This is a genomic window from Dyella terrae (assembly GCF_022394535.1).
In the GTDB taxonomy this organism is placed as follows: Bacteria; Pseudomonadota; Gammaproteobacteria; order Xanthomonadales; family Rhodanobacteraceae; genus Dyella.
Window position 1 is genome coordinate 4104076 of sequence record NZ_CP089414.1, and the last position, 18190, is coordinate 4122265.

An 18190-nucleotide genomic window follows, 5' to 3' on the forward strand; every position below is an offset into this window, starting at 1 on the left:
TACTTATTTCGCTTCCGCGATCGGCGCTTTTTCCAGCTGCGTTGCTGGTCGTCGTCGGGTGTCGAAGCGCTCGCATTCCGACCATCTTTCAGCCTCATCCTGGCCAAATGAATGATCACGATGGCACCGGCAACTGCGACAACTGCGTAATCAACCCAGTCCCACTTGTACCAACCAGAGCCTACAAAAGCCGCGAACATCAAGCGTGATTCATCCCCAAACATCGATCCCGCCCCCTCGGCAATCCATATAGGTAGCTGTCCGCTTCGGGTCGGAAGCGGACAGTTTACTCAGCCGTACACACCAGGGCCGTATTAGCGCAGAGTCTGGCGCAAAGGAACGCAGACGCCCGGCGCCGCGGCTGCGAATCCGCCTCCGGCTCGACTTCGGCGGCTAGATTGCCCAGAGAGCTCGGCAAGGAACTCAGCCCGACCATTTCGCACAGAAAGTCGAAGGAGTAATAGCCGTCATCCTCGGCATCGGCAGGAGGGCCTTGTAAGGCGAACTCCAAGCCTTCTGCGCTCGCTATGAACCCTGGAACCTCGTCAAACCGATCGGTCTCCACCAGCGTTAGGGGCGCCAGGAAGATATTCAGTTCTTCGGCAACAGCGTCCAGCGTCCGATCCGCAGCGATAATGACTGCACCCCAGTAGCGCTTTGTCATCCTCTCCCCCTGAGAGCCTGGTCCATTCCGTTAGGTCCGCAATGGGTCGAAAGCGGACCTTACGTTAGTCCCGTGCAACCATCTTCGGCCTTCACATTCTCAGAACTGCCAACGAAACGTTGCTCAGCCAAAAGTACGATGACCTGGAGCCCCCAAGTGGAGAATATCGGGAGCTCTTTGTCTTCCTCAGTCTGTGGACGAATCGGCAGGAAGCCCGCTTGAACGCGACTGTTTCTAGGATACTGCGCTCCACGGAAGATCCATGGAGCGACTTGGTCATCCTCATTCGCCCGCCATCCTCGAATCAGTCCGCCGCATAGGCGAATAGTGTTGAGGTGTACTTGGCCTTGAGCAATGCAAGCTGAGCCGCGTATCGCCTCGGCAGAAGGGATCAACGCTCCGTGCCAATTCAGCAGGCCGGCAAGAAAGCCGGTTCTAGAGCGCGGCTTCAATTCGACGATCCGACCGCATGCAAAAGAGCCGTCGGATAGCGGGATGTCCCAGAAGTGCCCTGCACGCAACTGACGAGTTGAGGTGGGTAAAAAAGGGTAGCTATCCATTTCATTCCTTGAAGACCCTGTAACTGATGACTGCTTTGGGTCCAGCCTGTGTGAAAACACCCCGTAAGCGAACGCACCGATCCTAACGTCAAACCAAGCCGGAGTGTCGCATGAAGCGATTCGTCGAAGGGGTGGATCGAACGCAGAGCGTGCTGTTCCCCGAACGGCTGGACGACTACATCGACGAGGACAATCCCGTTCGCGTCGTTGACGTCTTTGTGGATGAGCTGGATCTCGGCGAGCTGGGTTTTGAAGGGGTCACGCCAGCCGTCACCGGCCGCCCCGGCTATCACCCGGCGACGCTGCTCAAGATCTATATCTACGGCTATCTCAACCGCGTCCCGTCCAGCCGCCGACTGGAGCGTGAGGCCCAGCGCAACCTGGAACTGATCTGGCTGACCGGCCGCTGTGCGCCCGACTTCAAGACCATCGCCGACTTTCGCAAGGACAACGGTCCGGCCATCCGCCGCGTATGCAGCCAGTTCGTGCTGTTATGTCGCCGGATGAAGCTGTTCACCGAGGCCGTGGTCGCGATCGACGGCAGCAAGTTCAAGGCGGTGAATGGACGGGACCGCAATCTCTCCGAGGCCAAGCTCAAGGCACGCCAGGCGCAACTGGACACCAGTGTGGCGCGCTATCTGGCGGAACTGGATCGTGCCGATCGCGAGCATGGCCGGCTACCGGAAGCACGCGTCGCGCACCTCACGCAAAAGCTTGCTACGGTGCGTGAGCAGATGCAGCGGCTCGGCGCCTTGGGTGAGCGCATGCGCCAAACACCCGATCAACAACTCTCTCTGACCGATCCCGATGCGCGCTCGATGGCCACGCACGGTCGTGGCTCAGGCGTCGTCGGCTACAACGTGCAGGTCGCTGTCGATACAACACACCATCTGATCGTGGCGCACGAGGTCACCAACGAAGGCCACGACCGCGATCAGCTGGCCACCATGGCCGGGCAGGCACGCGACGCGATGGGACAGGATGCCCTCACCGCGCTGGCCGATCGGGGCTACTACAAGGGCGAGGAAATCCTTGCTTGCGAACAAGCAGGCATCACGCCACTCGTACCCCAAACCCAAACGTCCTCCAGCGCCGCCGCCGGTCGATTTACTAAGCAGGACTTCCGCTACCACGCCGACATCGATAGCTATCGCTGTCCCGCCGACAACGTGGCTACGCCTCGTATGAGCACGGTCGAGAACGGCAAGAAGATCCACGTCTACTGGCCGTCGGCATGTCCGACCTGCCCGCTGCGTGCCAAATGCACCACCAGTCGTTATCGACGTCTTCGACGGTGGGAACACGAAGCCGTGCTGGACACGATGCAGCGGCGGCTGGACGAACACCCCGACGCGATGCGCGTACGACGACAGACCGTCGAACACACCTTCGGCACCCTCAAGGCGTGGATGGGCTACACCCACTTCCTCACGCGAACATTGCCGCGTGTGGCAACGGAAATGAGTTTGCAGGTGCTGGCCTACAACATGAAGCGGTTGATGAAGATCATCGGCGTGAGGCCGTTGATGCAGGCCATCATGACCTGATCATGTTTCTTACGTTCGTTGCTTTGCTCGTGCAATGAACGGAGTCACGCCCTTACCAACAACTTCCGTTTTGCATTTTCACACGGCCTCGGTCGAAAGCAGACATTGTGCGCGCTCCAATCTCACCTGACGAGTTTCCCGGTGCCTGGATCAAACGCCACCTTCTTGCCATCTTCGCGCTCAATCACCAAGTGCCCTACAGCATCCAGATAGACGGCTTTCTCCCACTCGTAGTGCGATACCGTCTCAGATAGCTGACCCCTGCTTTGGTAAAGATCACCAAGGGCAATGGATTTCACCATCCCCTCGGATCCATAGATGCGAAGGACATCCACATCCATGTTCGTGTCTTTCGGGATCAGGTTGAGCCCTGGGTAGCCGATGATGATGCGGCTGCCATCATCAGTAACTAGTAGCCATTGATACCAGCCCGCGACCTTCCATAAGAGGGGCATCTCACCTCGACGACTGAGCGTAGTTTCTCGCGTGACGGGGTCAGATGTGGCGCAGTACTCACCTGACGGAGAGCACGCAGTGACTTTGGCAGGGGTGGTAGCGGCGAATCCGCGCGCGAGTAGCCTGCCAAGCACAGCACCATGATGCAAAAGAGCAACCTACCCATGAACCCTCCCATATCAAAAAGGTCCGCTTCGGGTCGACAGCGGACGCTTCGCTACCTGCTAATTGGCCTTGACCACGATCAGGTCGACATCATCACCTAAACCCGTGAGCCTGTCGGCCAGATGCACATGGCCGAAGCCTTGGCTCTCCATCTCATCCGCCAGTTCGGCGAGCACCTTGGCGATGGCCCTGAGTTCAGCCGGATTGGTCAGGATGCTAGCTTCCGAGAGACGCATCGGCTTCTCCTGCGCTCCGTTACCTTCCTCGTATCCAAAAAGCTTCATGCTTGCCTCGATCCGGTTTTTTTGAAACTTTTCGCTTTGGGTCGGAAGCCGGCATTCCTGCTCACGCTTTTGGCCGCGAAACGTGAGTAACGAACCCGGCCACGGCAACTAACCAACCAAGCACCATTACTGCGTATCCCAGCCCGTGCCACCAAATGACGCCGAGAGCGAAGCCAGCTGCCGCAATGGCTAGGCCAGCAATACCAACCCGCACGCCAAGGAAACGCTTGTCCGTGAAGATGATCTTCAAATCGAGATCGCTGTCGACCATCAAGTCCCCCCAATTTCCCCTGCTCGCCCCGAGAGGCTAGTTGCTCTGCGTCGCGTAATGTCCACTACGGGTCGAAAGCGGACGCCCAGCTTCGACTGACCCCACTGAAGTTCAGGGCGCGGCGATGCTCTTGTTAAACAAGATCTCGGCGACCTTTATGGCCTTCTCTTTATCAGCAACTATCAACATGACGGTGCCTTGGCTAAAGGGGCCATACAGGCCAGCGTGAGCCACGTAGCGCCCGCCTTTCACAAACGCCAGCTCGCGGCCCTGGGATCGAGCTGAGAGATCGTTGAGCGCATTCGTCCTTACGGGATCAATGTGCAGTCGCAGCGCGTAGTCATCGGCCAGCTTGTTATGTCCCAAATCGATGGAAACAATCTCTAGAGAGCTCAGACCACTCGCCTTATCGATGCAGAGGCGACTTTGATCTGCCGGGTCCGGCGATCTACTGGCGATCCACACCATATTGCTTGTCTTTGTCTGTGCGTCGCAGACAACCCGAATATCAAAGTTTGTGTCCGATGCGGGACTCGTCGATGCACTGCTAACTCCTGCTAGCAACAGCCCAAACGCGCTCACCAGATTCATCGTCAGCCCCTTCGTCCATGCAAGTTTGAGCAATCATCGAATCGCGAAAGCTCCCTTAGGTTGACACAGCCAATGTCCGCTATGGGTCGGGAGCGGACTTTACCTAACTCCAATTTATTCTTCCTTCGGACGCCCTGGGATGCTTTCTGCAAATGCAGGGTCAATCCACGCGTGCTTAACCTGACCGCGTTTTAGAACTGCAACCGGACGAGGCTCCAAGCCGCCAAGGAACTGCTCGAACGTGTCGGCGATCACTGTGAACTGGCCGTCTTCATGGTCCCAAAACACGACCTGATCCGTGTGACGTAAAAAGTAGTTGCCGCAATCGTCCTCGGCGAACACCTCGCCGCCCGTTAGGCTCAAAGCCTTCGGTGCCGTTCCGGTGATGGGCCGCAACGCTCCGAAAATCTCCCCAGACCTGGATCGAAAGACCTTACCTACCGCATCGACCGGAAGCATTCGTGTCCCCTAGATACGAAATGAACTATGTCCGCTGTGGGTCGAAAGCGGACATCAACCGCTTGGCGACAGCTCCTCCGGAAGCCGGCCATGCCGCCCCCAAGTTGCCATCGTCGAACGCTGAAGGTGTACCTAACTCGCTAGGCATTCACTTGCCACTATCGGAGTCCGCATCGTGCACTCGCACTCCGGTAGGCCCAACGTGGTAGCCATGGAAACCTTCTACCTCGATGTCGTAGACGCGAACCTTAAGAAAAGGGTCAGCCGAGAATGCCTCGGCCGGTTTGCGCTCACTGTAGTAAGCACCGTCACCGCCGATGCGTCTCCAGCCGTGGGTGAAGTCTCCCTGTACGCCTTCGCACACGTGATCGTGGAATTCGGGCTCCCAGCCCACATTCGGGCTGGCCGTCCTATAAACAGGGCCGACATCAATCACATAAATCAATCTGCCATTGGCCAACTGCAGCCGTTGCCCTGACATAAGTCGTTGCGCTTCAGTCCAGCCGGCCCCGTCAACCCAAAATGCATGGTTGCCCCCGGTGCGTAAGACATGGTCGCTCAAATTGTCAGTGCCCTGATAACGAAGGCTGACGACTGCCCGCTCTTCGAGAGGGATCGTGCGTACAACGTCGCGGTGAACCCGACTCCCAGTGGAATCTGGTCCTGACAGCACACGATCACCGACCTTGATTTGCTCTATGGGAATGAGACCCTTATCGGTCCACACAAGTGTTCCAGCAATGAATCCTCCGCCGATACGAGAGGGTTGGACTACGCCATAGCTTGCCATGGGTTCTCCGATCACCGAGGCATTCCCTTGGTATGAGATCGCCGTCGCTACTGCCCCGTGCTCGCATTGGGGCGAACTCGGAAGCGGTTATGAATGGTTATCCGTTGTTTAGTAGAAAGAATCCCCGGCGATCAACGTAGATGTCCGCTTCGGGTCGGGAGCGGACCTTACTAACTTGCTGCTTCCCGTTCCTGCCGCCAGGTTCTCCTTCGGTTCAAGCGGACGACTAGAACGAGCACTGAGGTACCCCGCACTGGCTTACCAATTTCTGCTATACCCCACACGTTCTCGCGGCATCGACTGGATACAGTACTTCGGCTAGGCCAAGCTTACGGAGATCATCTGCACGACGATGGAAATTCCCATCACTAGTCACGAGACGGGACCAACCGTGATAGATACATGACCAAGCAACCACAGCGTCACACAGTTGATTGCGCCATTTGGAGTTCATAGTCGCATCAGCCGGTGGCGGCGCGCCTGAGTTAGGAAACAAAGTTCCGTAGAGTCGGACGGCCAAGTCTTCCATTTCCTGATTCGACCAGAGCGCATGGTCCCATAAGGACACGTCCCATATCATTAGAGGAAGGAGAACGTGTACCCCGGCAAGCCCAGCGCGACGAAGTTTCGCCTCGAAGGCCGAATAGTCACGGCCAGCATGTCCGTCGGACTGGTTCTCAGACGCGCTGACTGCAACAACCGCTAGACCTATCTTGCCGCCACGCCAGACTTCGATCAGGGCCCGGAGTCGCTTTGCATTGGGGCGATCTTCCTCTAAATCGATGATGCAATTTGAATCGAGGACAAATCTTTTATCCATTTCTGTAACCCGATAAGGCCGCAGCAAGCTATTTGGCGGAACATCTTCTTTGGGTCGAAAGCGGACGTTCCGCCTAGCGACCCCAAGATCAAGTTGTGTCAATTCCGCACTGGAAAAATCTTAAGCAACTGCGCGAGGCCTTGAACCGACGACTGCAACTGCGTTTGATCGAAGGCGAAGGAGAACGCAAGCGTATTTCCTATCCCCGGTTGATCCGCTGCGCGTCCAGTCAGACGAATGTGGCCTCGGCCATCACCAACCAGATCGAGGCTTAGCTGCTCTTCCAAGGTCCTGAATTTCGCCTGCCCCGTAAGCGAGTCATACAGCTTGGCTGCTTCCCCGTGAAATGCTTCTATTTCACTGGTAAGAAAGCTTGCGCTGAAGAACCCCGTGAAGCCGCCAGCCTTCAATTCCACGGCGACGGACAGCCAGTTGTCATCGAAGTACTCTCCAGCTGGTTCGCGCTCATAGCCGAGAACATCCATCCTTAGCTGTTCGCCACCGTCACCTACAAAGAGAACCGAGTCCATTTCATTCCTTAAGCCGGATATGCGTGCTGGGCATCTCGAACATCATGACAAGGTCCGCTGCGGGTCGAAAGCGAACCTTATCTGCTATTGAACAATCCGTCCGCTATGGCACGGCTGTACTCGTCGTCGCGGTAGCCTGGACAACGCCTTCTCAGCTCGCTAATCAACGGCACGTAGGCTGTAGCCGGCTTCTCGTTAGGATTGGAAACGTGATCCCAGCGCCCTTCCCGAACTTCCAACGCTAGCTTGTATCCAGCTTCTGCAAGCCGTTCCGAGGCCATCACAATCCCCCTGTGTCGATGACAATTTTAGGTCCGCTGTGGGTCGGACGCGGACCTAATCACCGTACCAGTTCGACCGTGTCACATGCGGCGTGAGCCTGCACCGGAAGGCGCCATTACACGCATCAGCCTTGTTCATTCCACGACCACCGCTCTACGAAGAAATGCCTTGAGCGGCCCGGGTGAGAAGCCGGACATCTGACTGTCGAGGTAGAACACCCAGAAGTTATGCCGAACTAACATGCTCAATGCATTTCGATAGAAATACTCGCCCCCCAACCCCTCGGCATGGGGCTGTGGCGGCAAGGTGCTCCATACGGGTATGTCCGCCTGCTTGTATGTAGCCGTTACTTCCAGGCCGTCGTAAACAGTGATTAGGAGATTGACGGTATTGCGCGTTTCACTGCGTGTAAATCGCACGTCGAAATGAGCCATACCCAGTGCCATCTTTCTCATCTTTACATCGAGACCTTCCCCCTTCAGATCGAGATAGGTCGTGCCTTCAATCGCGTCCCTTCGGTGGAGATAGGCGTTGATGACATGCCAAACCTGCCATTCGGTCGACTCTCCTACGGGCGGCGTGAACCACATGCACATGCACCCCTCATTCGAGCCCACCTGTACGCCAAGAGCGCTCGGCGATGACGTATAGAAAATTTCGCCGGGTAGCCTGGGAGCCATCAGTCCATCATCGACTCTCATGCTCCGCGGTATTCGTATGACTCGAACGATCTCCGCAGAACTGACGGGATTCGGGCGTCGGCTGATCAAAGCGGGCAGCAACGTGTTCATGCCGAGCAGGAAAGATACGCCCACAAATAAAACAGCGCGCCATGCTCTGGATACCTTGATGAACGTTATGACCCACGCTGACAACAGAAGATTGATGGCAGACGGGATGAACCACGATCCAAAGAGAAGGTAGAAGGCGCCTCCAAACATGCCAGACTGGGGATGCAAGGCGAAGACAAAGAGGGCCGCCAGGGTGAGTGCAATGCCGGGTAACGCCAAGATCTTCACGAAACCATAGTGTCGGCCGGTCAGCGATAGATCCGACATGAGCACCTCCTTGTAATTGGGTTGTGTCGCCGTCTCTGTCTCTTGTTCCGTCGCTAGCGTCCGCTCTGCGCTGGACACGGACCTCCCAAGCGATTCGTACAAGGCAGCAGAATCATCCACTTTCTATGGTGCGAACCGGTTCCTTACCAGCGGCCACCCAAATTTCGTCGCCAGATTGCATGACCAGTACGTACTTGCCTGGCTCTACGCAGTCCACTTCCAACAATGCCTGAGATGGTCCCCAGGGCCGTTCGGCGGGGATGCTCATCTCGGTAACGTCGTCGAAGGCAATCGAAAACGGACGTTGCAAGTCCTGATCTGGCGCCCCATGAAAGCGGAGCGTGCATCGGCGCGCACTCCACTCGAACTCAATCGAGGTCAGCGTTGCGTCGTGTAAGTTCGACAACGCTTCGGGTACGTCCCTCATATTTGCCCCTTCCCTGTCCCACTTTGAGCATACCCATAATGTCCGCTTCGGGTCGGAAGCGGAACTTAGCTCCGTTGTTAATCGGCCCGACGGACAAGGACAAGTTCTTCGTCGTCTTCAGGGTAGTGCACCAGCCCGGCAAAGTCGGTGTCGATCATTGCGCCGGTACCCAGGTATTCCCAGTCCTCGCCACCGGGCAAATAGCTCTTTTCATCAATCGCGGCGATCACCACTCCGTGATACCGACCATCGATTTCGACCACATCACCAGCGAGAACCCTTTGTCCATCCGCGTACTTCATCGCCGGTCTCCGTGTGGTCCATCAACGATGTAACGATGTCCGCTTCGGGTAGAAAGCTTATTCCTGTTGCAGCCTGCGTCTGGCCAACAAAGTCCGTGTCAGCGCTGCCAATGCGCAACAGATGCCGCCGGCGAAGCACACCCAGAATAGCCAAAGAAAGACAACAGGTCGCCCGCACCGGGCAAGCTTGGAATCGAGAGCGAAGGTCCCGTCGCAGGCCGCGTATGACAGCGAAAAGCCACTGACCGCGTACACCCAAAATATGGCAGCAAAAATGAGCATGCCGGCCATAGTCAGGATGAGCCACTTCTGAGTTCGCCTCCGCTTCGTCATGTCATTCCATCGCCATGTCCGTGATGTCCGCTCTGGGTCGGGAGCAGACCTTACACTGCTTGTTCTACGCCAAAGAATCTAGGGTCTTTCGCCAGAGCTTGCGCAAGGTCGGACCAAACCCCTTCAAGCGCCGTTCCGTGGCTTTGAGCGCAGGTGTGCGCAGCGGAACGAGTGGCGGCAACGAAGGCGGAAAATGCGTCGACCGAGAGCTCCCGGAGATCGACGAACATCATGCCCTCATGGTCATAAGGGCGATATGCATTCGCGAATTCCGCGTCAGCAGGATTTGCCATGGACAGACGTATTTCTTCAACCAAATGGTCGAAGCTCGCCGAGCTCAACGGCAAACCTGCACCCTCTGAAATCAAGATCGTCCCGGCCATCTATCCCCCCTTCCTCAAGCCCGCAAGAATGTCCGCTTCGGGTGGCGGCCTCAACCGGACATTACCTGACCGTCAGCTTCTTCAGCTGACCGTCCACCAAGCGCCACATCACGAACACGACCAGAAGTTCTCCAAGCGCTCGGCCGATATCGGGACCAGAGCCAAAAAGATCGCTGCCGGAGTAGTGCTGCAGGACGAAGAACCCCGCCACGCAAATCGCAAGCCACACACCCCTGGCCACTTTACTTGCCGTTATGCCCCGCATATCCGCTCCTCGGTGCCGAATTCGTCATGACAATCTGAGCCGCTGATCAAGGTCCGCAAAGGGTCAACAGCGGACCTAGCCTGATACTGTCAGACACGACCAATGTCTTCCAAAGAAAGGTGGTACTCCGCTCCCGTGACCGTGACGACGAGCTCAATCAGAACCGCAGGGCCCTCAGGCATGCGCGCAACGCACGCCACAACGGCGAACAAGTTCACATCGTTGGACCGGAAGAACGTCACAGTCTCAGAAGGAATGGCTCGATCAGGCTCTTCGCTAGTTTCGACTAGGCACGCTGCGAGATCGGCTTCAATAGCCTTTGCGGGTTCGCGCCCATAGGCGAGTGCGTAACCAAGCCGATCAGCGAGGACGCCGAACTTGCGATCCATGAGCAGCGCCGCTGCTTCCGCGCCGAGCGCAGACAGATTTTCCTTGTCGATTTGGTCATCGGCTAGTTGCATACCACCTCCCTGTCTTAGGTCCGCATTGGGTCGAAGGCAGACATTTACTTCTCCTGCTTTTAGGCCGTTGTGTGCCAGACGTAGTGAACAAACGAGTCCGGGGCGCACAAGACGATCTCCCAGCGGTCAGGCCCATCCTCCAGAACATAGGTGGGCCACGAACAACTATCGGGCAACGCAACGCCAGCAAACCGCTTCAAGTAGCCCCGAACCAAGCCGTAGCCGAGCTCATCGCCAAATGCCATGACATCACCTAGAAGCGGTCTTTCGCCAGCGACGGACTCTAAGCGGGCTGACATAAAACGCTCAATGTCAGGGAATGGAAAATTGCCCCGTTCCGCGACAGCAATCTCCAGATGTTCCTCCGTAGAAGGATCATCAAACTCGAATTGATCGACCTCGATCGTTCGCATGTCGCCCCCTATCGCCCAGTTGGGCCCTGGCATCCTGCCCGATACCACCCCAGTTCGACCATGCTTTCCTGACTTCCCAAAAGCGTCCGCTTCGGGTCGGGAGCGGACCTAAAGATATTCCAAATCACCGCCACCAAAGTGACTACTTGCTTGAAAAGTGGCCCAGTGCTGCAAGCGCCAAAAGAAGCAGGATGGCCAACGCAAAGGCGCCGAACATTGCGGCGAACGTTCTTAGTAAGAGCTTCTTCATGCCGCAACGATGCTGAAGGAGTAAGGCCTTCTCATTTGATGCAATGCCTGGCTCGTCTCCCGTGAGCTGATCGGGGCGTAGCACGAAGGCAACCTGCCTTTCGTTGTTGAACCAGAAGGGCCATTGCCGCCCCACTTTGGCGTAAACCCTCTGGATATCCCGCACCAAGACGTACGTTCTCGCGTGAAAAGCCACAAATGAAAATATGCCTATGGGGGCAGGAAAGGCCGCCAGCGCAATCACCAAGTAAAAAGGCCACTCGCTGTTCATGTCACTTCCTGGTGTGGCATCTAAGACCCGCCCACTTCTAAGGTCTGCTTTGGGTCCAGCCTGTGTGAAAACACCCCGTAAGCGAACGCACCGATCCTAGCGTCATACCAAGCCGGAGTGTCGCATGAAGCGATTCGTCGAAGGGGTGGATCGGTCGCAGAGCGTGCTGTTTCCCGAACGGCCGGACGACTACATCGACGAGGACAATCCCGTTCGCGTCGTCGATGTCTTTGTGGATGAACTGGATCTCGGCGAGCTGGGTTTCGATGGGGTCACGCCCGCCGTTACGGGCCGCCCCGGTTATCACCCGGCGACGTTGCTCAAGATCTATATCTACGGCTATCTCAACCGAGTCCCGTCCAGCCGTCGACTGGAGCGCGAAGCGCAACGTAACCTGGAACTGATCTGGCTGACCGGACGCTGCGCGCCCGACTTCAAGACCATCGCCGACTTCCGCAAGGATAACGGTCCAGCCATCCGCCGCGTATGCAGCCAGTTCGTGCTGTTGTGTCGCCGGATGAAGCTGTTCACCGAGGCCGTGGTCGCGATCGACGGCAGCAAGTTCAAGGCGGTCAATGGACGTGATCGCAATGTCTCCGAGGCCAAGCTCAAGGCACGCCAGGTGCAGCTCGACCACAGCGTGGCGCGCTATCTGGCCGAGCTGGGTCAGGCCGATCGCGAGCCCGGCCGGCTACCGGAAGCGCGCGTGGCGCACCTGACGCAGAAGCTCGCCACGGTCCGCGAGCAGATGCAGCAGCTCGACGGTTTAGGCGAGCGCATGCGCCAAGCACCGGATCAACAGCTTTCCTTGACCGATCCCGATGCCCGCTCCATGGCCACGCACGGCCGCGGCTCGGGCGTCGTTGGCTACAACGTGCAGGCCGCCGTCGATACCCAACATCACTTGATCGTAGCCCGCGAGGTCACCAACGAGGGCCACGACCGCCATCAGCTCGCCATCATGGCTGGGCAGGCGCGCAAAGCGATGGGACACGAGGCACTCACCGCGCTGGCCGATCGGGGCTACTACAAAGGCGAGGAAATCCTTGCCTGCGAACGGGCGGGCATCACGCCGCTCGTGCCTAAAACACAGACATCCCCCAGTGCGGCAGCGGGACGCTTCACCAAGCAAGACTTCCGCTACGACGCTGACACCGATGTGTATCGCTGTCCCGCGGGTGAAGTCGCCACGCGTCGCATGAGCACCGAGGAGAACGGCAAGACGATCCACGTCTACGGGTCATCGGCATGCCCCACCTGCCCACTGCGCGCGAACTGCACCACCAGTCGCTATCGACGCCTGCGACGCTGGGAACACGAGGCGGTGTTGGACGCCATGCAAACGCGTCTGGACGAACACCCCGACGCGATGCGCGTGCGACGACAGACCGTCGAGCACACCTTCGGCACCCTCAAGGCGTGGATGGGCTACACCCACTTCCTGACACGAACGCTGCCGCGCGTCGCGACAGAAATGAGTTTGCAGGTGCTGGCCTACAACATGAAGCGAGTGATGAAGATCCTGGGTGTGAGGCCGCTGATGCAGGCGATCATGGCCTGATGGCATCTGTTCGCATCTTCGTGCTCCGCTCGCATGGCGAGCGGAGCAAATCATCTAACGTCACCATCGGCTATACGTTTTCACACGGCCTCGGTCGGAAGCAGACCTTTTTGCCGCTCACGGACGCCGCCAGAATGGTTCGCCGTCCAGTGCCTCATAGTCAGCCAGTGGCCGCTTCTTATCTGTCATGAAAGCTGGTACGTCAGTGGTCCCAACTCGCACGGGTTGGTAGATCTTCCACGACTCGTAGAACAACTTTGCCGAAGCGACGCACACATCAAATGTATCAAAGTACCTAGCGAACACTAGGCCTAGTGTCGCTAGATTCGATTTGAGCCGACTCGAGGAATTTGGCAGCACATCAAGAGCTGACCAATCGACAGCGGCGCTGGGAATGGTGCTGAACACATTCCTAACCTCGGCCATGAGTCCTGAGGTCTCGTCCAGATCGTCTTGTCGGACATAGCGCCTATAGAGCCGGTCGGTCAGCAAACTCCAATTCTTATCGGTACTCGCCGCCGCGTAGGCCGAAATGCAGTCAAAAAAGAGCGTCACGTCTGATACCGGGCCAAGCTCGCACATCGAACTTCCGCCACAGAAACCAATATTCCGCATACGTCCAAGCTCCGGGTAGCGCGTCATGCAAGACAAGAACTGTCCGCTGTGGGTCCGCTTCGGGTCGGAAGCGGACATTCTTCAATCAAAGTCGATGCCGCTCGCCTTTGACCAGGACAATGGCTCACTTTGCAAAACCAACGCCGGCTCGTACATCGCTCGGATCGGCAGGAAGGCAGATGGCGATGGCACTTCGCGACGGGGTGCTCGGCTCGGAAAACGCGCCAACATCCACTATCAACCCCTTTGGCCCTATTTGGACAACCGTGGTGCCATTCGCGATGTATAGCGACCGTATCAGGTATCGCTTGCTGGGCGGATCGCAATGGAGGTCGAGTGAATGGCCTGACGTGCTTCGATCCAACGCGAACTTCTGGCTCTCTAGCTGCCGGAGCGCCTGCGGGTCGGCACCCAGCACCAGATAGTTGGAGGCGGGCACTCGCTTGAAGTCGCCACCCCAGTCCTGGAATGAGGGCGGCTGAAGCCAGTCGTCCTGGGAGTGAGCGAAGCGGCTTGGCAAGAGAAGCGCGATTCCGAGCAGGACAAGCCACTTCATTCTTGCCACCTGCGTGCGCAATTGATTCCGTCCACGACATCTCCTCACTCAGAATTAGGTCCGCTTTGGGTCGAAAGCGGACGTCTCTTAGCCGCAGCGAATCGTGCAGTAAGTCAACCCAATTCCGACGCCCGAAAGCCGTCTATCGCCCACCGGATACCCAGCAATAGAAGTGCCGGAGCCATCACGCCCACAATGACAGTGGAGATCAGGCCCTTGATGAGGTGATCCGGCGTCAGCAACTCCGACCGCAGCGCCACAGATATCAACCAAGGTACCCAGGCGACGACGTAGCAACGGGTAATTCCACGCTTCCAATTCACACTCACCCCCCACCTTCCTTGTCAGTCCAGTATGCGACGAATAAGTAGGCGATCCCCTTGCCGGGTAATCGACTCACCAACGCCTCTGTGGAACTGTCCGCTCCGGGTCGGAAGCGGACACCTAACTACTTATACGTCGCCGGTGGCCGTCGCCAAGTACCTTTCAGCGTCGGCCAAGAAAGACCTGAGTGCTTTTTAACGACTCAAGCCCGCGTACTGACTTCCTCGCAACATACTGTCGAAAAACAAAACCGCCTACCTGGCACAAGCAAGTGCGGAGTATGGCGCTCCCACCACACGGCGGCCGTTGGCGAATGTAACCGCAGCGATTCAATCGCGGACAGCACCTCAACGGCATAAGCCACTGAAGGTTGCTCCACGGAGAGAATGCCTAGAAGGCGTTTGACGCGCGCGAGCAGGCCACGATCTTTGCCGAGCACACCCTGCGTGATCCAGATGCCGGGCTGCGGTCCCTTGGTCTCCGCAAGCGGAAGGACGATGCCAATCCAGGCGGCGCGGATACGTTCTGGCGCCTCGCCGGGAGGCATTGCGATGATGCGTATGTACCTCATGGAACATCCTTTCCTCATATCCCTCGGAAGGGGCGGCGCGTCATTTAGTCCACGATGTCCGCTTCGGGTCGGTAGCGGACCTAACGTTATTTGGTGCAGCCCATCAGCAGGACGTAACCTGGCCCGCAATGATTAAGTTCACGCGCTGATTTAGCAGCTTGACCCAGAGCCAGTTGAGTCTGTCGGCTCCTCCCGAGCAGGCACCCTTGACCTTTCCGTCAAAGTTGAAGGCTTGCCAGGCGCCTAATCGGTGAGAAGGTGCCCCGAACTGGTCCCTGACGTCAGTTGACGTCATTCCAAGCCACCCGTGATGGTCGAGCAGTGCTGCCGCTGTTGCCTCTGGTAGTGCTGGGCAGTCGTTACTAGCACTGACTGTGGACGCTTGTTCGCCGACCAGGCTCGTCACGAGGTGTTCTGTGCCACCCATTTCCCCGCTCGAAACAATCCAAATCCGCTGGCCTTTCTGGGGCAGGCTGTAGCAGAGCCAGTACTCACTCTCACCTGCATCGCCCCGATGATCAATCATGCCGAGGCGGGTAGCAGCGACGACGTCAACGAGTGTCGTCTTCTCAAAGTGCACCGCGGTTGGGCCTAGCATGAGTCCACCCGCAGGCGCACCACGCGACATCGGCGACCACGTCATCTCGCTAATGGGAGGCGCGGGCGGGGGCGTGGAAGCTGCTACAGCTCCAGCACAACAGATCAAACAAATGGAAACGACGACTCGAACCATATCCCTATCCTCGAGATGTCCGTTTTGGGTGGGAAGCGGACATTAACTGACGTTGCTTGCGAGCTACATCTCAAAAGAAATTCTTTACCAGCACGTAGACGACGAAGGCAAAAAATGCTGCGGCAACCGTCCACCAAACGATCTTTTCGCTCTTCGTTTTTGGCGATGTGCCCCCGACACCCGACATGGCGAATCTCTCCTTTGTTTAAGTCCGCTTCGGGTCGGAAGCGGACATCACTCTACGGATCACCGCGATCCAGAACCTGCTCGTATAACGCTCGTGCCTGCGGCCATATCCCCCAGGCGTCGGCGTTCCTTCCCAAGCGCGAATGCGCAATCGATGATGCCAAGCCCCATTGGAATGGCTCGAATCAAAGAACGAGGGGGAGAACATGCTGAACCTGTTGCATGCTCAATGACCTGAATCTTCATGATCTTCTTGCCGATACTCTGGCCGCCAAATCCATCCTTGAAGAGCCAGTACACAAAGCAGAGAGCGAGGGAAACTTCGCCGACGACATTTGAGTAACTGAGCGACATCGTGATGAAGCTTCCGTAGCTAACTAGAAATGTGACACCCAACGGCAGAAGCACATCAATGAGCTGGGCCGCAATGCGCGCCTCTATCGAGGCGAGCGACGAATGCTTGATCCGGAAGTTACGGACTTTTTCGGTGGCTTTCGCAGAATCGTCGTCGTTCTCGCGATTCAACACCTCTGCCTCTAGCGCCTGCCGGGCAGCATCCGTCAATTCCGTAGACCGGAGCCGTAGCAATTCGTCAGTAGATAGACCTGCGTAATGACGTCGCAGATGTTGAAGATCAGAACTAACCATAGATAATACCTCCCCTGAGAATAGCCATACTCAAAATGTCATTTGTTTTCGCGAAAGTCGCAAGGTCTGCTATGGGTTGCGACTTCAGGCGGTCGTTGCAACACATTGTTGGAATCGCTCGGCTGGTGTTTCGAAATTCAGTGTTTGTCGCGGACGTCCATTCAATCGCCTGGCTACCGCATCGAGTTTAGCCTGAGAGTACACCGATAGATCGGTACCCTTCGGGAAGTACTGCCGTAATAGCCCGTTGGTGTTCTCGTTCGAACCGCGCTGCCATGGATGTTGCGGGTCGCAGAAATAGACCTGGATATCGGTCGCCAGCGTAAAGCGCTGGTGATCGGCCATCTCCTTGCCGCGATCCCAAGTCAGTGATTTGTAAAGCTCCCGGGGGGAGTTTGTGTGCGTGCTTGATGAGCGCGTCGATCACAGTTTGCGTATCTCTGCCGTCGACTTTCACCAGCATGACTAAACGTGTGTGACGTTCGACGAGTGTGGCAATCTGAGTGTTGTGGCTCCCCATGATCAGATCACCCTCCCAGTGGCCGGGTACGGCGCGATCCTCGACTTCGACCGGACGCTCGCGGATGGAGATCATGTCGGTGAGCTGGCCGTGGTTGTCCGTCTTCTGCGTGTGGTGGCGCGACCGGCGCATCGAGCGGGTGCGCCGCAAATGCACCAGAAGCTCTTTTTTCAAGGCACCTCGGGCCTGGATGAAAAGGCTGCAATAGATGGTCTCGTGCGACACCTGCTGCTCCTCTTGGCCGCCTGATCGGTGCTTGAGCCACCCTGCAATCTGCACCGGCGACCACTCTAGCTGCAACTTGGCGGCCACGAGCTTGGCTTGTACGCGATGCTTCCTCAGCTTGCAGGCCTTGGGGCGGTGCCCCCGGTCCCAGGCACGCTGATCGGCCTGGTTCGCTCGATAGTCATCCCGACCACCATTACGGCGAATCTCCCGACTGATCGTGGATGGCGCCCGATGAAGCTGCAGGGCAACAGACCGGAGCGAGCATCCTAGCGCCACCGAGCGAGATATCTCCTCTCGTTCCGCCAGCGTGAGGGCACGCGGGGCACGATGGCGTGGGGCCGGCCGAATACCCCCCGTCCGTACCAGTACCTGGCGTATCGAGGAATGGCGGGTATCAAATAACTTGGCGATCTGATGCAACGACTCGCCTCGCTGCCAGCGATCGAACATCAGCGCCTTCTGGGCGTCTGTGAAATGCTTCCGGGGTACCGTCGTCATGGGCAACACTCCTTCCGCTTGCGCGTCTATAGTGTGTTGCGTTGACCGGTTGAATCCGCAGTCGGAAGCGGACACTCGAGCCAAATTAAACTGGGTCGAACTCGGCGCGGTTCGTCGTTAAAGAAGCGGACATCCAGCTGATTCTGAGGTGTTTGAGGCCAGTATCCAC

At 57.4% G+C, this 18190-nt stretch carries 20 protein-coding genes and 1 pseudogene; 3 read left to right on the forward strand and 18 right to left on the reverse strand.

Annotated features, from left to right (window positions below; all coding sequences use genetic code 11):
• Positions 1–286 precede the first annotated feature (286 nt).
• Positions 287–664: a hypothetical protein gene (locus DYST_RS18030; RefSeq protein WP_239947230.1), complete on the reverse strand. Its 378-nt coding sequence runs from the start codon at positions 662–664 to the stop codon at positions 287–289.
• 670 nt (positions 665–1334) lie between these two features.
• Here DYST_RS18030 and DYST_RS18035 point away from each other — a divergent pair.
• A complete protein-coding gene (locus DYST_RS18035; protein WP_239947231.1) occupies positions 1335–2771 on the forward strand; it encodes an IS1182 family transposase in 1437 nt (478 codons plus the stop codon).
• Between the two features lie 122 nt (positions 2772–2893).
• Here the strand turns inward: DYST_RS18035 and DYST_RS18040 are convergent, their stop codons facing one another.
• From DYST_RS18040 to DYST_RS18085, 10 genes are all read right to left on the reverse strand, one after another.
• Positions 2894–3226 carry a hypothetical protein gene (locus DYST_RS18040; protein ID WP_239947233.1) on the reverse strand — a complete coding sequence of 111 codons (333 nt, stop codon included), beginning with the start codon at positions 3224–3226 and terminating at the stop codon, positions 2894–2896.
• Between the two features lie 225 nt (positions 3227–3451).
• On the reverse strand, positions 3452–3676 hold the full coding sequence (locus tag DYST_RS18045; RefSeq protein WP_239947235.1) for an Imm32 family immunity protein: 225 nt from the start codon (positions 3674–3676) through the stop codon (positions 3452–3454).
• 61 nt (positions 3677–3737) lie between these two features.
• The gene (locus DYST_RS18050; RefSeq protein ID WP_239947237.1) at positions 3738–3947 is read right to left on the reverse strand and encodes a hypothetical protein; all 210 of its coding nucleotides are present in this window, start codon (positions 3945–3947) and stop codon (positions 3738–3740) included.
• A 111-nt stretch (positions 3948–4058) separates the two neighbouring features.
• Positions 4059–4538 carry a hypothetical protein gene (locus DYST_RS18055; RefSeq protein ID WP_239947239.1) on the reverse strand — a complete coding sequence of 160 codons (480 nt, stop codon included), beginning with the start codon at positions 4536–4538 and terminating at the stop codon, positions 4059–4061.
• 114 nt (positions 4539–4652) lie between these two features.
• Positions 4653–4997: an SMI1/KNR4 family protein gene (locus DYST_RS18060; RefSeq protein ID WP_239947240.1), complete on the reverse strand. Its 345-nt coding sequence runs from the start codon at positions 4995–4997 to the stop codon at positions 4653–4655.
• Between the two features lie 148 nt (positions 4998–5145).
• Positions 5146–5787, reverse strand: coding sequence for a polymorphic toxin-type HINT domain-containing protein (locus DYST_RS18065; RefSeq protein WP_239947242.1), 642 nt, complete (start codon positions 5785–5787; stop codon positions 5146–5148).
• 918 nt (positions 5788–6705) lie between these two features.
• Positions 6706–7137 (reverse strand): WapI family immunity protein, encoded by a 432-nt coding sequence (locus DYST_RS18070; protein WP_239947244.1) that lies wholly within the window; start codon positions 7135–7137, stop codon positions 6706–6708.
• A gap of 416 nt (positions 7138–7553) precedes the next feature.
• Entirely contained in the window at positions 7554–8477 is a 924-nt protein-coding gene (locus tag DYST_RS18075) for a hypothetical protein (RefSeq protein WP_239947246.1), read from the reverse strand.
• Positions 8478–8981: 504 nt separating this feature from the next.
• Positions 8982–9206, reverse strand: a complete 225-nt coding sequence (locus DYST_RS18080; RefSeq protein WP_239947248.1) for a hypothetical protein — start codon at positions 9204–9206, stop codon at positions 8982–8984.
• Positions 9207–9589: 383 nt separating this feature from the next.
• Positions 9590–9832 carry a hypothetical protein gene (locus tag DYST_RS18085; RefSeq protein WP_239947250.1) on the reverse strand — a complete coding sequence of 81 codons (243 nt, stop codon included), beginning with the start codon at positions 9830–9832 and terminating at the stop codon, positions 9590–9592.
• Between DYST_RS18085 and DYST_RS18090 the strand changes: the two genes are divergently transcribed.
• Positions 9831–10217: a hypothetical protein gene (locus DYST_RS18090; RefSeq protein ID WP_239947252.1), complete on the forward strand. Its 387-nt coding sequence runs from the start codon at positions 9831–9833 to the stop codon at positions 10215–10217. The genes DYST_RS18085 and DYST_RS18090 overlap by 2 nt on opposite strands.
• A gap of 59 nt (positions 10218–10276) precedes the next feature.
• Here the strand turns inward: DYST_RS18090 and DYST_RS18095 are convergent, their stop codons facing one another.
• The 3 genes from DYST_RS18095 to DYST_RS18105 form a co-directional block, all read right to left on the reverse strand.
• Positions 10277–10648: a hypothetical protein gene (locus DYST_RS18095; protein ID WP_239947254.1), complete on the reverse strand. Its 372-nt coding sequence runs from the start codon at positions 10646–10648 to the stop codon at positions 10277–10279.
• 59 nt (positions 10649–10707) lie between these two features.
• Positions 10708–11061, reverse strand: a complete 354-nt coding sequence (locus DYST_RS18100) for a hypothetical protein (RefSeq protein WP_239947256.1) — start codon at positions 11059–11061, stop codon at positions 10708–10710.
• A 142-nt stretch (positions 11062–11203) separates the two neighbouring features.
• Positions 11204–11581 carry a hypothetical protein gene (locus tag DYST_RS18105; RefSeq protein WP_239947258.1) on the reverse strand — a complete coding sequence of 126 codons (378 nt, stop codon included), beginning with the start codon at positions 11579–11581 and terminating at the stop codon, positions 11204–11206.
• Positions 11582–11705: 124 nt separating this feature from the next.
• Here DYST_RS18105 and DYST_RS18110 point away from each other — a divergent pair, with 124 nt between their 5' ends.
• Entirely contained in the window at positions 11706–13142 is a 1437-nt protein-coding gene (locus tag DYST_RS18110; protein ID WP_239947260.1) for an IS1182 family transposase, read from the forward strand.
• Between the two features lie 739 nt (positions 13143–13881).
• Here the strand turns inward: DYST_RS18110 and DYST_RS18115 are convergent.
• The 4 genes and pseudogenes from DYST_RS18115 to DYST_RS18130 all read right to left on the reverse strand — a co-directional run bounded on the left by DYST_RS18115 (position 13882) and on the right by DYST_RS18130 (position 18021).
• On the reverse strand, positions 13882–14313 hold the full coding sequence (locus tag DYST_RS18115) for a hypothetical protein (RefSeq protein ID WP_239947262.1): 432 nt from the start codon (positions 14311–14313) through the stop codon (positions 13882–13884).
• A gap of 526 nt (positions 14314–14839) precedes the next feature.
• Positions 14840–15208, reverse strand: a complete 369-nt coding sequence (locus DYST_RS18120; RefSeq protein ID WP_239947264.1) for a hypothetical protein — start codon at positions 15206–15208, stop codon at positions 14840–14842.
• Positions 15209–16187: 979 nt separating this feature from the next.
• Entirely contained in the window at positions 16188–16691 is a 504-nt protein-coding gene (locus tag DYST_RS18125; protein ID WP_239947266.1) for an RDD family protein, read from the reverse strand.
• Between the two features lie 168 nt (positions 16692–16859).
• A pseudogene (locus tag DYST_RS18130) lies at positions 16860–18021 on the reverse strand (IS30 family transposase).
• Positions 18022–18190: the final 169 nt, after the last annotated feature.

What these genes read in the sequence shown, in the direction of transcription:
- DYST_RS18080 (WP_239947248.1), bottom strand. Translation starts at nt 9,206, where the DNA reads ATGAAGTACGCGGATGGACAAAGGGTTCTCGCTGGTGATGTGGTCGAA.
- DYST_RS18035 (WP_239947231.1), top strand. Translation starts at nt 1,335, where the DNA reads ATGAAGCGATTCGTCGAAGGGGTGGATCGAACGCAGAGCGTGCTGTTC.
- DYST_RS18040 (WP_239947233.1), bottom strand. Translation starts at nt 3,226, where the DNA reads ATGCCCCTCTTATGGAAGGTCGCGGGCTGGTATCAATGGCTACTAGTT.
- DYST_RS18060 (WP_239947240.1), bottom strand. Translation starts at nt 4,997, where the DNA reads ATGCTTCCGGTCGATGCGGTAGGTAAGGTCTTTCGATCCAGGTCTGGG.
- DYST_RS18090 (WP_239947252.1), top strand. Translation starts at nt 9,831, where the DNA reads ATGGACAGACGTATTTCTTCAACCAAATGGTCGAAGCTCGCCGAGCTC.
- DYST_RS18030 (WP_239947230.1), bottom strand. Translation starts at nt 664, where the DNA reads ATGACAAAGCGCTACTGGGGTGCAGTCATTATCGCTGCGGATCGGACG.
- DYST_RS18110 (WP_239947260.1), top strand. Translation starts at nt 11,706, where the DNA reads ATGAAGCGATTCGTCGAAGGGGTGGATCGGTCGCAGAGCGTGCTGTTT.
- DYST_RS18100 (WP_239947256.1), bottom strand. Translation starts at nt 11,061, where the DNA reads ATGCGAACGATCGAGGTCGATCAATTCGAGTTTGATGATCCTTCTACG.
- DYST_RS18070 (WP_239947244.1), bottom strand. Translation starts at nt 7,137, where the DNA reads ATGGACTCGGTTCTCTTTGTAGGTGACGGTGGCGAACAGCTAAGGATG.
- DYST_RS18055 (WP_239947239.1), bottom strand. Translation starts at nt 4,538, where the DNA reads ATGAATCTGGTGAGCGCGTTTGGGCTGTTGCTAGCAGGAGTTAGCAGT.
- DYST_RS18120 (WP_239947264.1), bottom strand. Translation starts at nt 15,208, where the DNA reads ATGAGGTACATACGCATCATCGCAATGCCTCCCGGCGAGGCGCCAGAA.
- DYST_RS18050 (WP_239947237.1), bottom strand. Translation starts at nt 3,947, where the DNA reads ATGGTCGACAGCGATCTCGATTTGAAGATCATCTTCACGGACAAGCGT.
- DYST_RS18065 (WP_239947242.1), bottom strand. Translation starts at nt 5,787, where the DNA reads ATGGCAAGCTATGGCGTAGTCCAACCCTCTCGTATCGGCGGAGGATTC.
- DYST_RS18085 (WP_239947250.1), bottom strand. Translation starts at nt 9,832, where the DNA reads ATGGCAAATCCTGCTGACGCGGAATTCGCGAATGCATATCGCCCTTAT.
- DYST_RS18115 (WP_239947262.1), bottom strand. Translation starts at nt 14,313, where the DNA reads ATGAAGTGGCTTGTCCTGCTCGGAATCGCGCTTCTCTTGCCAAGCCGC.
- DYST_RS18075 (WP_239947246.1), bottom strand. Translation starts at nt 8,477, where the DNA reads ATGTCGGATCTATCGCTGACCGGCCGACACTATGGTTTCGTGAAGATC.
- DYST_RS18105 (WP_239947258.1), bottom strand. Translation starts at nt 11,581, where the DNA reads ATGAACAGCGAGTGGCCTTTTTACTTGGTGATTGCGCTGGCGGCCTTT.
- DYST_RS18045 (WP_239947235.1), bottom strand. Translation starts at nt 3,676, where the DNA reads ATGAAGCTTTTTGGATACGAGGAAGGTAACGGAGCGCAGGAGAAGCCG.
- DYST_RS18095 (WP_239947254.1), bottom strand. Translation starts at nt 10,648, where the DNA reads ATGCAACTAGCCGATGACCAAATCGACAAGGAAAATCTGTCTGCGCTC.